The organism is Pseudoalteromonas sp. NJ631 (assembly GCF_000276645.1).
Taxonomy (GTDB): domain Bacteria; phylum Pseudomonadota; class Gammaproteobacteria; order Enterobacterales; family Alteromonadaceae; genus Pseudoalteromonas; species Pseudoalteromonas piscicida.
Map to the genome: position 1 here is coordinate 1 of NZ_AKXJ01000016.1, position 12,810 is coordinate 12,810.

The following is a 12,810-nucleotide window of genomic DNA, read 5'->3' on the forward strand; positions in this document are numbered from 1 at the left end:
GGGTATAGAAAACCTCGCAAGCAATTAAAACCTCGCGAGGTAAACTCGCTCCTACCACAGTATCAGCACAGTGCAATATGGTGCGAGGTGGTTTATCCGCCGATGGTTTGCAATGAAGTTCTGAAAAAATATTCTAAACCTAAGTAGATGCGCTGCACCACAGTATAAACATGTATCATGATAGGCGGTTTACCCACAAGTATTCATCCTAAACATTTCATAAAGTCACTTTACTCAGTACATTGAAAACTGTAAATATCGGCGATCCTACTACCTTTTGTGTGAGATCTTCGTTATGATTTTGCTTTTGTTTCACAACTAATTACGAAATGTCAGAACTCTATCATTGGTTTGATCTCTTAGGCGTTATGGTTTTTGCGATCTCGGGAACCTTAATTGCGCATAGTAAACACATGGATGGCTTTGGTGTGATTGTCCTTGCGACTGTAACTGGTATCGGGGGGGGAACATTACGAGACTTGATTTTAGATCAACCTGTTTTTTGGCTTCATGATACTAGCTATATTTACGCTATTTTATTTGCTGTCGCTGTGAGCATATGGTGGCTAAATCGGCATCAAAATATTCCAAGAACTGTACTGCAGGTTGCTGATGCCATTGGACTTGCTTTTTTCGCTGTAATGGGAGTACAAAAGGCTTTAAGTATCGGAATGCCTGATACTACAGCTGTGATCATGGGCGTATTGACCGGGTGTTTTGGTGGGGTTATCAGAGACGTATTAGCTCGAGAGATCCCCCTACTTCTAAAAGGAGAGTTATACGCGATCACCTGCATTTTTGGCGGGATAGTCTATACTCAAGCAATTAAATTGGGCATGGCAACAGAATACGTAATGGTATTGTCCATGGCGGCAACCTTGTTATTAAGATTAGCGGCTATGCGATACCACTTGGTGTTACACGTATTTAACTATAAATTTTAAGTAAGCAGGAGACATGGATGTCTTTAGCAAGAGTCTTCACTCGAGCACAAGTTGGTATTACCGCTCCCGAGGTAATTGTTGAGGTGCACCTTAGCAACGGTTTACCTGCCTTTAGTATCGTTGGATTACCCGAAACCTCAGTTAAAGAAGCCAAAGAGCGCGTCCGTAGTGCGCTTGTTAATGCAGGCTTTTTATTTCCAGAACAGCGTATCACAGTAAACTTAGCACCTGCCGATCTACCCAAAGACGGTGGCCGCTTTGACTTTGCAATCGCACTCGGTGTTCTCGTCGCATCAGGGCAGCTAGATAGTCATGCTATTGCTGATAAAGAGTTTTATGGTGAGCTTGCGTTAAATGGTGAGCTGAGGACGGTCACTGCGATTTTGCCATCTGTTATTGCAGCAGCGAAGGAGGGGAGAACTGCTTACTTACCAATTGGAAACGATGCAGTTGCGAGCCTTGCCGCTGATGCTAATCGTGTTGCTATAAGCTGCTTGCGTACAGCATGGTTAGGCTTAAGCGGCCAGCAATCACTTATGTTTAATCAACTCTACCCAAACGATTTAAATATACAAGCTTCAGGTGGGAGCTTGCTGGATATGGCTGAGGTGAAAGGGCAAGATGGGGCGAAGCGAGTACTAGAGATAGCTGCGGCAGGTGGGCATAACGTTTTATTTCTTGGTCCTCCGGGCACTGGAAAATCGATGCTTGCTCAGCGTCTACCCACGATAATGCCATTAATGACGGATAATCAGGCATTAGAAACAGCTTCTATCTATTCCATACTGGGAAAAACAATCAGCCAATCAAACTGGAAAACAAGGCCTTTTAGAGCTCCACATCATACTTGCTCTGCGGTAGCTTTGGTTGGAGGCTCGTCGAACCCTAAGCCTGGGGAGATATCACTGTCAAATAATGGAGTTCTATTTTTGGACGAGTTGCCAGAATTTGATAGGAAGGTACTGGACTCATTACGTGAACCGATGGAAACGGGCATGGTAACGATTTCACGCGCAGCTCGGCAAGTTGATTACCCTGCAAACTTTCAACTGATCGCAGCATTAAATCCCAGTCCTACAGGTTGTTACACTGACAAGCGAGCGTCTCCGGATCAAGTATTGCGCTATTTGGCTAAGATTTCAGGTCCATTTTTAGACCGAATAGATCTACAGGTAGAATTACCTCGTCTAAAAACAGAAGAGCTACAATCCCAGAGTGATGGAGAGTCTAGCGAGACAATAAGGGCTAGGGTGGAACAGGCCTATAAAACAGCTTTAGCACGTCAGGGAAAATGTAACGATCAACTGAGTGTAAAAGAGCTAAATCATATCTGCTATCTTGCTGATACTGAACGTTTATTTCTAGCAAAGGCAGCAGAAAAACTAAAACTATCACCACGTTCATATCATCGAATAATCAAGGTCGCGCGTACCATAGCAGATCTGAGCTCGACACCTAATATTGGCTTATCACATTTAAAGGAAGCGCTTAGTTATCGTGCGCTGGAGAGGTTGTTAGCTCAGTTAACACAGTTCTAGCTAACGGCATTTCAATAGATAGGGAGTGTATAATTGGTAAAGGTTAAGCTGATAACATATAACCCTTGCCGCGAACCGTCACAATGCGTTTTTGCTCTTTTTCATCGCCGAGTTTTTTGCGTAGTCGGCCAACTAAGACATCAACCGTTCTGTCGCTTGGGCTCCAATCAGGTTGCCCAATGTCTTCTGAAATACGCTCTCTGGATGTTGCCCTTCCAGCATTGGAAATAAGACAAATCAATACCTTATGCTCTGCTTCGGTAAGTCGAGACTCAATGCCGTGTTGATTGATTAAGGTACGATTATCAGGGTGTAGTTTAAAATCAGCATATTCGATAAATTCTTCTGATTCATCGTCTTTATTACCAACTAAACGTTTGTATAAGGCACGCATACGCAGTTCAAGCTCAAGCGTATCAACAGGCTTACAAACGTAGTCATCAGCACCTTGCGCAAGACCTGCTATCCTGTCGGCTTGAGAGTCTCGGCTAGAAAGCATGATGACACCAAGGTCTGATAAGGTATTAATCTCTTTCGCAAGTTGCAGGCCATCGGTGGCAGGTAAAACAACATCAACAATAGCAAGTGCAAATGGGTTTTGGGTTTGAGATTGAATAAGCTCAAGCGCAGTAGCCCCTGTATTGTCTACAGTGATACTGAACTCGGTATTTTCAAAGTGACTACACAGTCGCTTTGCTAAGAGTTCATCATCTTCAACTAATAAAACCTTTATGCTCATGTTTTCACTGTTAATTGTTGTTTAATTGTCGTTAATATAACACTGAGAGATCGCTGCTTGGAAGTACATGAAACGAATTCTTACAACTCTGTATCTGGCACGTTAACCTGACAACCTAGTTCGATCAAGAGGAAACCGAGCTTTATTATTAAATTATATACAATGATGTGTTTGATTGCTGCTTCGCTAACCAAAAAGGCGGCACACCGTGCCACCTAGCATTGATTACTTACCGTATAGATGCTCCCACCACTGTGGCTCTTGCTTTAAATGTTTGTCGAAATAAGCCAGCATGGTGCTCCACCAATGGAAGCGCTTGTCACGAGCGAATATTTGATGATCTGCGCCTTTGTATTCGACCAATTCAACATCTTGGCCAAGGATCTTCAATGCGGTATACATATTGTGACTTTCACCAGGCGGCACATTGGTATCCGCGTCACCGTGAATTAACAATAATGGTGTTGTTACTTTGTCTGCATTAAATACCGGGCTATGTTGTGAGTAAAGGGTTGGATTGTTCCAGGGGAAACTTCCTTTTGAGGCCTCGCCAGAATACAAATAACCCCACCAGCCTTGGCCCCAGTATGAAGTAATATTAGAAATACCAGCATGTGAGATAGAAGCTGAGAACAAATCAGTTTTTGTTGTCAGCAGCATAGTCATGAAGCCGCCGTAAGAAGCACCTAAATTACCTAAACGCTTGTCATCAACGAAAGGGTATGCTTTCACAAACTCTTTGGTACCCATGATGATATCGTTAGCGGTGTGTTCACCCCAAGCATTGACGTGTTCTGCTGAGAATTTCTGACCAAAACCTGTCGCACCAGTTGGTTGCAAGACATAAACAACATAACCTTTTGCTGCCCATAAGTTAAATGGATAACGCCCTGTAAAGCCACGAGTTACTGGAGAAGTACCGCCGTAGTAATAAACAAGAGCTGGGTATTTTTTAGCTTTGTCTAAATCGTGTGGTAGATACACGCGGCCTTTAATCTCCACGCCTTCAGTATTAGTAAAATTAAACTCTTCTAGGTTGGCAATTTCCGCATTCTGGTATGCGATATTTGTTGAGTCCCAGAGCGTGTCAGCTCGCTTATCTGAGGTTGACATGGTTTTTAACTGTTGTGGAGTTGATGCTGTAGTTCCTGTGAATAAGATCTCTGGATTACGTTCACTAGACACAGAATAATTCGCGACAACATCAAGTCCGGTGTTTAAGCGTTTGAAAGTAGACTTACTTTCGTCAAAGAGGAAAAGCTGTTGACGATCTTGGTCAGTCGCTTTTAGTACCACATCGCCATTATTGAGTACGGTAAAGCTGCCTATGGCTGGATCAAAGTTTTTACTCAGTGCTTTTACATTGTGGCCTTTGCGATCTATCCAATAAAGTTGGCCATCATAGTTATTCGCGAGCATACCTTCAGGTAAGTTGCGCCCCGCACCTTCTGCAAAATCAGGACCTGCAGTTACATAAATACCATTTTTAGTGTATTGAGCACCACTAAATGTACGGTACTGGCCAATGACACTTTGCTGATTGTTTGATAGATCAATTTCTATTAACTCTGTCAACATGTGAGGAGGTTGCGCATAGTCTTGCTTATTACGCGTTGCTAAAACCGTGTTTGCTTGCGCGTCAAAGTCGGCCAAACTGTGGCTTTGTGCGCCAACGGTTACTGGATTAAGTAGCCCACTTTTGATATCGAGTAAGAAGATTTGCGATTGAGTGCGGGCATATGACCATCTATCTTCTAATCCTTGATAATGTTTAGTCAGTTTACCTTCTTCTTTGCCGCTGTTGGTCCATGCAAAAATAAGCGTGTCATTATCAAAAAACTCGATACTATTCGCGCCATTGAGCTTAGTAGCAACTTGAGTGCGTTTAAAGGTTTTTAGATCAAGGATGTAAGCTTTATTATCTTTTAAATAGGTGAGTTTGCTGCTGTCATCACGCCATGCAAAGCTAGTTGCACTCATGCCATCGAAACTATAAAGCATGTCACCATCTTCATTGTATAAAGCAGTTTCGGTGATTGCTGAGTTGCCTTTTTCATCATCGTAGTGGCGCACGGTAGAAATGTAATATTCGCCGTTAGGTGCAAGTGAGATAGCACTCACTGTTGGAGCATCAAACAGTTGCTTTGCAGACAGCGCTTTGGTTTGTTTTTCTGTTAGCGTGATAACGTCATGTGCTGCTTCGCCTTCAAAGCTAAGATCAACCTTATTCCAGTCATTCACCTGCTCAGCGATAACGAGGATTTGATGATCGCCCTTGACTACATCAAGCTGAACCTCTTTAACACCGGAGACAGGCTCTCCATTTAGAAATACTTTGGCCTCCTCGACGCCCTCAAGCTTGAGTTTACCGGAGACAAAACGTTCAGTAGTGAAATTAAACTTCAGAGCCTGCAGTCCTGGTATCGTTAATTGAGATATTTTATTCAGTGGTTGCCATTTGCTTTCATTATTGAATAGCGTTACCTGTTTGGCGTCTTGTTGTAATGATGGTAGCAAGTTTTCAATAATTGCATCACGATGAGCTGTGTCAGCTGGCTTTATTGTGGATTCGCCTGCGATGGGACCCAAAAATTGTATTTTTGATTCGTCTAATGGGCTTGCTGAAAGTTGTGCTGAGACTGCCGTAAATAGTAGAGTGACGGCTGTACGTAATTTCATTTATTTGCGCCTATTGTAGGTAATTATATGATAAAACTATATCATAGTATTTTGAACCGGTTGTATTGCTGCGATAGACGTCCTAAATTTAATAGTCTGTGTTGATGAGCAACATAACGTATGCAGTTAAGCAAATACTTAGCGTTGAATAAAGAGGAGAATTTACTTGGTTTTATTATTGACCTACATGTTTTTGGCAATAGCTATCTCTTTTATCTGTTCGGTGATGGAAGCGGTGCTACTTAGTATTACGCCAAGCCATATAGGGATCTTAAAGCAAGACAATGATGCATTAGCATCGCGAGTTCAACGCCTTAAAGACAACATTGATCAGCCTTTATCTGCCATTCTAACGTTAAATACCGTTGCGCATACCGCCGGTGCTGCAGGGGTTGGTGCACAAGCTGCTGTGGTATTTTCAGATGCAGCTGTTGGTATTGCGTCTGCAGTGATGACGCTACTGGTTTTGGTACTGTCAGAAATCATTCCAAAGACTTTAGGAGCGACTTATTGGCGCGGATTAACACCTATCGTTTCCAGTGTGTTGGTATGGTTAGTTCGAATATTGAAGCCTTTTGTGTGGATGTCTGATCAGTTAACAAAAGTGATAGGCCGTAAAGAAGATGAGGCTCACTATATTCGTCAAGAAATCGAAGCGATGGCGGAGATTGGCTCTGAAGCAGGCGCATTACATCAAGACGAAACTGAAACCATTCGCAGCTTGTTGCGCTTTCGCCACGCCAAACTCGAAAGCATTATGACACCAAGAACGGTACTGTTTAAGGTGCATAAAGATATGACTGTGCACGAGTATTTGTCTGAGCATGGTTCGGTTGCTTTTTCTCGGGTGTTGGTATTTGATAAAAATACAGACGACATTATTGGCTTTGTGCATAAGAATGACATTATGCTTGCTTATCATAGGCTTGGAGAAGACTATAAAATTGGTAAGCTATCTCGCCCTCTTTATACCGTACCGGAAACGCTAGCTGCGCCAGAGCTATTCAAAGCGTTACTGGCAAAGCGTCTACACATTGCGCTTGTCATTGATGAATATGGCGATGTACAAGGCATAGTGACATTAGAAGATTTGCTTGAATCATTAATGGGAATGGATATTGTTGATGAGCGAGAGCAAACTACCAATATGCAAGCTGCTGCCAAGCAAAAGTGGCGAGAGCGAGTAGATAATCATGATAATTTGATTGAAGACAGCGACGAAGCTGCAGAAGCGTCTGAAACGCAAAGCGATAGAGAGGAAACGCCCTCTCCAGAGGTTAAGGGTTCGAATTAATCATGCGCTGCCAAGAGTGTATCCACCCAACTAGGTCTGTTAGTGGTTTAGGTTTGCTGATTAAAAAACCCTGCATTAATAGGCTATGCTTGTAGCGGTCAAGGTATTGTAGCTCTTCAATCCGCTCTATACCTTCAGCTACTATGTCTAATTGTTGATTTTGTGCGATGTCGATTAAGCTGTCGATAAGTACCTGTGAAAAGCGATCGGATTCCACATGGGTTATCAAAGAGCGGTCGATTTTGATCTCAGTAAACGGCAAAGACTTTAACTGCTGGATATTGGTAAATCCAGTACCAAAGTCATCTAACGAAATATCAAACCCCCGGATCCGTAAACGGTTCATTGTTTCCAATTGAATAGACTGATTCATCGGTTGGTTTTCAGTAATTTCTAAAATGATATCACTAGGCTTTAAACGGTTTATTTCTAGAATAAGTGCCAGTTTATCTGGGCAGCTCAGATCATTTAATTGCACTGGTGATAGATTAAAAGCCAGTTTAATTGGGTAATTTAGCTCAGATTTGATTGCTTTAAACTCGTCCGTTGCCTTTTCAAAAAGCTGGAAAGTAATGATGTTGATTAGATCGGTATCTTCGGCCACGCCAATGAAATGATCCGGTAAAATAACCTGCTCGGTATTTTTAGGCACAATACGGGCAAGCACTTCGACACTTTTAATCTTTTTGTCACCACGGTGAACCTTTGGCTGATAGTAAGGGGTAATTTCGTTGTGACTAATGGCGTGCAAAAGATCGCTTTCGGTTACCTTTTCAATACGGCTACGTTTAACAGTGGTATACGTCTCCATTTTTTTGAGCATACGCTCGACATCAACCAATTGTACGGGCTTGGAAATATTGCCGATAAGATGTGCATTGGATTGTCTGGCAAGGTTGGTTGCTAGATCAATAATCTTTTCGTCCATTTCGGAAATAATAATAATACCGCCGGAGAACCTTAGCTCTCCTAGTTGGCGAATAAACTCCATGCCATCCATTTCGGGCATATTGAGATCTGTAAAAATGGCGTCAAATTGATGAGGAGTCTGCCGTATTTTTTCTACAGCATTCACCGCACTTGAGCAGGTTGTGACATGCTCAATGCCAAGTTCAGTCATAATAGCTTGCATTACGACGAGGATCGCGGGTGAATCATCTACTACCATTATCCGATGTTTTGCTAATGACATTAACAATTCCTTCGTATACCTTACCTCCTTAAAGTCTAGTACAAATAATTTAAAGTGCTCAAATCTCAATACGCTTTAAAAGGTGATTTTTACTCAATTTGAAGCGCAATAATGACACTTTACCTGCATTTTTCTAATTCAGATTTCGGCAGCGCTTTATGAAACGGACGCTTTTAGCGATAATGCCCCAAATGACCTTTGGATCTGAATATGAATAGAGTCGAGCTTTCGCTAGCGGACAAAGCGGTATCTATCTTTTTTAACCAACAACAAGTAGTACAGCTTTTTGTCGAGCAGCAAGCCATTACCTTTGAAGAGCAACATAATGGCATTTTCGCGACCATTGATGGACAAGCACTAGCGGTAAATACAGAGCAGTTACCTCAGGGTTTGCTTGGTATTGCAGTCAATGGAGCTGAGCTTCAGTGGCTTGAAGTGAGCACTGAAACACCTAAAGAAAAACGCAGCTTATTTGGTTTGGCAGCATTGGGCTTAAAGTTATTTAAAAGTGCAAAGGTGGTCAAAGCTGCGTTGGCTGGCGCATCTGTGGCAGGATACGCATGGCTATTTTCTTGGCAGTTTGCGCTTATGCTTGTGGCTTGCTTAGTCGTTCATGAATATGGCCACGTCCGCGCTATGCGCTATTTTGGGATTAAAACAAAAGGTATCTATTTGATCCCTTTCGTTGGTGGCTTAGCTGTAAGTGACGATAAGATCACGACCCGCTGGCAAGATGTGGTTATTTCGTTGATGGGACCGGCATTTGGTTTAATAACCTCAGTCCTTGGAGTTGTGTTGTATTATGCGACAGAGATGGAAATCTTTGCTGGTGTTGCTGTATTAAGTGCGCTGTTGAACTTATTCAATTTACTACCTATTTTGCCGTTAGATGGTGGGCATGTTCTAAAAAGCATAAGCTTTTCAATGCGTTCTTGGGTGGGGTTATTAGTGTGTATGGCAGGAGTATTATTCGGCCTGTGGATAAGTTACACCTTTGGCTTAATCTTACTGGTGATATTCATTTTGATTGGCAGTTTTGAAATCCTGATTGAGTGGCGTGGCCGTAATTACAGTCACTTATTACCCCTTGACCGATATGGGCAAGTGGTCAGCGCCATTATGTATATAGTTGTTATTACAGGTCATGTTGCGGTAATGATGCATTTTGCTGATTCAGAGAATCCAATCCTAAGCTTACCAATGAAAATTTTATCAAGTTAATCTGTATAAGAAGGTGCATTACGCACCTTCTTACAGGGGTAGCAACAATAAAGTTGCGATAATTACACCCGTTACCAGCAATTGTATCAGGCAAAATCCCATAATATCTTTGGCTTTAAGACCTGCAATTGCAAGTACCGGAAGTGCCCAAAATGGCTGGATCAGGTTAGTCCAAGCATCACCCCATGCAACGGCCATGGCGACTCTGGCTATGTCTGCATTAAGTGCTTCTGCTGCGGGAATGATTATTGGTGCTTGTACCGCCCACTGACCGCCGCCAGAAGGCACAAATATATTTACAAGGCCTGCGCTTAAAAAGCTCCACAGCGGTAATGTCCATTGACTACTAATAGAAACAAATCCTTGAGATATTTGTTGCGCAAGTCCTGTTTCTACCATCATAGCCATGATCCCAGCATAAAAAGGAAACTGGATCACGATACCGGCACCACCTTGAATTGCTTGTTGTAGACTATTGAGAATATTTGCAGGGGTTTTGTGTAGCAGCATGGCTAAGAACAAAAACAGGGCTATGACGATATTCAATGTCATTGTGCCTGCGTTAAATATAAAGTAAAAGCCTAGGTAGCTAAGACCGATTGCTCCCCCTAACATGCCAAGCCATGAGGCATTTTCTAATTTTGCAGCCGGAGTATTGCGGTTACTGATATCATTACTTTGTTCAATGAGCTTTTCTTTATCAACAATAACTGCGTCATCATCTTTGGGAAGTATCAGTGTATTTATAAGTGGTAAAACGATAAAAATACTGAGTACGATGAGCAGGTTAAATGGTGCAAAGATTGTCTCTGAAGTGGTAACAATACCGATGCTCTTTTCACTAAAGTGGCCCGGGGTTGCGATAGTTAGAGGGACTGAGCCTGATAGACCAGCGTGCCAAACAACAAAACCAGAGTAAGCACTAGCCACTAACAGGCGATAATCGACTTTCACTTTTCGGGCGATGGCCTTTGCAAACAAAGCTCCGACAACTAAGCCAAACCCCCAATTTAGCCAGCTGGCGCTCATCGCAACAAAGGTAGTGAGTATAATTGCTTGAGAGGGAGTCTTAGCTAGGCCAGCTATACGGTCTAGTGCTTTCGCTATTGGAGGGGTCACGGCAAGCATGTGACCACATAATAAAACTAACAACATTTGCATCGCAAAAGTAAGCAGCTTCCAAAAACCATTACCCCATGCCTCAAGCACCATGACAGGCGTTGCTGGAGTAAATAGTGCAGCGAGTATCATCACCAAAAAAGTGAGTAAAAGTACAATCACAAATGGATCGGGTAGATACTTGTCGACTAATTTTGTTAGCGGGGTGGTAAACTTGCTAAGCATAAGACATCCTGTTTTCATTATTATTTTATGTAAATCAAAGTGATTGAATTACGCATCATAATATAGCTAAACTTTAAGCTAAAAGTTAGTGTTTTAGGCTAACTTATAGTGAACAGAAAACAATGAGTTTCATTGGTTTCTTTTAAAATCAAAGTGTTAGGGTTGGCATGAAATCTGATATATTAAAAAGAAAGACTTTAAGTAACTAAGAGAGGTAACTATGTCTGGACAAGGTTCTGGTGGTAATGTAATTGCAGCGATTTGTAACGTCTTTTTCCCTGGCCTTGGTCAGTTGGTTCAAGGTCGTATATTGGCGGCTTTAATCTTCGCAATTGTTGTTGTAGGTGGGTATGCGCTGTGGTTTTTATTGGTTCCACCCGTGATTGCAGCCGTTTTCCATTTGTGGGCTATTATTGATGCTGCTAAGTATACGCCGCCTAGGTATTAACGGTTATACCAAAAAGTATAACCACCCAGTCAGGCTGACCATACTCAGCACAGTAGACAGCACAACGGTAGCAGCAAGCGTTGCTTGTTGGCTATCGAGCTGTCTAGCAACAAGATAGGCATTAATGCCTAAAGGAGAGGCACTCATTAGAGTCACCACCTGAACTTGTTGAGTTGCTAATCCTAAATAAGTGGCAAAGAGATAAACCAATCCCGGTAGTAGTATCAGTTTTACTGCACTTAGCCATATTGCACCGTGTAACTTTCCTCGCACGCCATACTGCACCAAGCTTGCACCCAAAATAAATAGCGCACCAGGAATGGCAGGTTTTGCCAACCAACTAAAGCTTTCAAGTATTAAACTTGGTAGTTTTAACCCAGCAACGTTCAATATCAAACCACTTGAAATACTTATCACTATTGGATTTAACAGCAGGGGTTTCACAATATCTACCTTATTTTTGTGTCTTGCTGCCAGTAAAAAAGTCATAAAAAACAGCATCGCACTGTGGAATGTAATAATCATAAATACCATGGCAGCGGCTTGCTCACCGAGTGCCATTAAGATTATCGGTAATCCGACTAACACGGTATTAGAGTAGGTGCCACTTAATGCCAATGCTGCACTGTCTGCTTTTGAACGATATTGCGCTTTAAAGAGAAATAGGTATAAGCCTACATAAGTCAGAGCGACTGGGAGATAAAAGGATAATAACAAGGAACCCGTTGTAAGGCTTTCCAGATCTGCTTGCACCATACTGCTAAATAACAGCACAGGAATACACAAATTAAAGATAAAAGTACGCAAGCCATCAAGCTGATTGATGGCGATAAAGCCTATCTTTGCACTCAAAAACCCAGAAATAACGATAAAGATGAGAGGAAATAAGATCTCAACAGGCGACATGCATTGACCAACAATCGAGTGGTTAAAAGGTAATTCTATCAATGAATGCTTAGCGGACGCCACTTAGGTATAATAAAAGAAGGTGATTTAGTTAAGAAGTAAAGATGGAATACCAGTTTATTCGTGACCCACTTTCTGGGTTTCGTGCTCGCTTAAATGACGAGCATGCGTTGATAGGTCGGTGGCTAAGCGAGGAGCTTGCACATGAGTGCATTGTCAGCCTGCTGACACAGCTTGAAAACCTGCCAAATCAAAAAGAAGAGCTTGTGTTGGCCGGAAAAGAGATCCGCGCCACGTTCACGCCGCAAGAAGCATTATTTGAAAGCCACGCTCTGTTTCATGAAAGTGATGACATAGCGCAGTACCAAGAAGACGCACTGGCTTTAGATGAGTCGGGTATGATGGCGGTGTGTGGTTATGAAGATTTTTTACCCATGCTGATAGAGTGGGCTGAATTTACCAAAGCTAAATAAGTTCTGTGGGGTCTGTTGATCTTGCATGCTTG

11 protein-coding genes are annotated in these 12,810 nt (G+C 42.3%); 6 read left to right on the forward strand and 5 right to left on the reverse strand.

What is annotated here, in order from left to right; genetic code table 11:
* Positions 1 to 329: 329 nt before the first annotated feature.
* Together A587_RS0119835 and A587_RS0119840 are read left to right on the forward strand one after the other, a co-directional pair.
* Positions 330 to 944: a trimeric intracellular cation channel family protein gene (locus A587_RS0119835; RefSeq protein WP_010376603.1), complete on the forward strand. Its 615-nt coding sequence runs from the start codon at positions 330 to 332 to the stop codon at positions 942 to 944.
* A gap of 17 nt (positions 945 to 961) precedes the next feature.
* A complete protein-coding gene (locus A587_RS0119840; RefSeq protein ID WP_017219014.1) occupies positions 962 to 2,482 on the forward strand; it encodes a YifB family Mg chelatase-like AAA ATPase in 1,521 nt (506 codons plus the stop codon).
* Positions 2,483 to 2,525: 43 nt separating this feature from the next.
* Here A587_RS0119840 and A587_RS0119845 read toward each other — a convergent pair whose 3' ends face one another.
* Both A587_RS0119845 and A587_RS0119850 read right to left on the reverse strand, forming a co-directional pair.
* A complete protein-coding gene (locus A587_RS0119845; RefSeq protein WP_017219015.1) occupies positions 2,526 to 3,221 on the reverse strand; it encodes a response regulator transcription factor in 696 nt (231 codons plus the stop codon).
* 225 nt (positions 3,222 to 3,446) lie between these two features.
* Complete coding sequence (locus tag A587_RS0119850; protein ID WP_017219016.1) at positions 3,447 to 5,900, reverse strand: alpha/beta hydrolase family protein; 2,454 nt, start codon at positions 5,898 to 5,900, stop codon at positions 3,447 to 3,449.
* A gap of 166 nt (positions 5,901 to 6,066) precedes the next feature.
* Here A587_RS0119850 and A587_RS0119855 point away from each other — a divergent pair, with 166 nt between their 5' ends.
* The gene (locus tag A587_RS0119855) at positions 6,067 to 7,194 is read left to right on the forward strand and encodes a hemolysin family protein (protein ID WP_026001070.1); all 1,128 of its coding nucleotides are present in this window, start codon (positions 6,067 to 6,069) and stop codon (positions 7,192 to 7,194) included.
* On the opposite strand, the gene A587_RS0119860 is transcribed toward A587_RS0119855, so the two are convergent.
* Positions 7,178 to 8,386: an EAL domain-containing response regulator gene (locus A587_RS0119860; RefSeq protein ID WP_010376614.1), complete on the reverse strand. Its 1,209-nt coding sequence runs from the start codon at positions 8,384 to 8,386 to the stop codon at positions 7,178 to 7,180. The two genes, A587_RS0119855 and A587_RS0119860, sit on opposite strands and share 17 nt — an antisense overlap.
* A gap of 210 nt (positions 8,387 to 8,596) precedes the next feature.
* Between A587_RS0119860 and A587_RS0119865 the strand changes: the two genes are divergently transcribed.
* Positions 8,597 to 9,607, forward strand: coding sequence for a metalloprotease (locus A587_RS0119865; protein ID WP_017219018.1), 1,011 nt, complete (start codon positions 8,597 to 8,599; stop codon positions 9,605 to 9,607).
* Positions 9,608 to 9,637: 30 nt separating this feature from the next.
* Here the strand turns inward: A587_RS0119865 and A587_RS0119870 are convergent, their stop codons facing one another.
* Positions 9,638 to 10,951 carry a short-chain fatty acid transporter gene (locus A587_RS0119870; RefSeq protein WP_017219019.1) on the reverse strand — a complete coding sequence of 438 codons (1,314 nt, stop codon included), beginning with the start codon at positions 10,949 to 10,951 and terminating at the stop codon, positions 9,638 to 9,640.
* Between the two features lie 220 nt (positions 10,952 to 11,171).
* On the opposite strand from A587_RS0119870, the gene A587_RS0119875 reads away from it, so the two are divergent.
* Positions 11,172 to 11,399 (forward strand): hypothetical protein, encoded by a 228-nt coding sequence (locus A587_RS0119875; RefSeq protein WP_010376621.1) that lies wholly within the window; start codon positions 11,172 to 11,174, stop codon positions 11,397 to 11,399.
* 3 nt (positions 11,400 to 11,402) lie between these two features.
* Here A587_RS0119875 and A587_RS0119880 read toward each other — a convergent pair whose 3' ends face one another.
* A complete protein-coding gene (locus A587_RS0119880; RefSeq protein ID WP_017219020.1) occupies positions 11,403 to 12,305 on the reverse strand; it encodes an AEC family transporter in 903 nt (300 codons plus the stop codon).
* A gap of 104 nt (positions 12,306 to 12,409) precedes the next feature.
* On the opposite strand from A587_RS0119880, the gene A587_RS0119885 reads away from it, so the two are divergent.
* Positions 12,410 to 12,778 carry a YacL family protein gene (locus A587_RS0119885; protein WP_017219021.1) on the forward strand — a complete coding sequence of 123 codons (369 nt, stop codon included), beginning with the start codon at positions 12,410 to 12,412 and terminating at the stop codon, positions 12,776 to 12,778.
* Positions 12,779 to 12,810 lie beyond the last annotated feature (32 nt).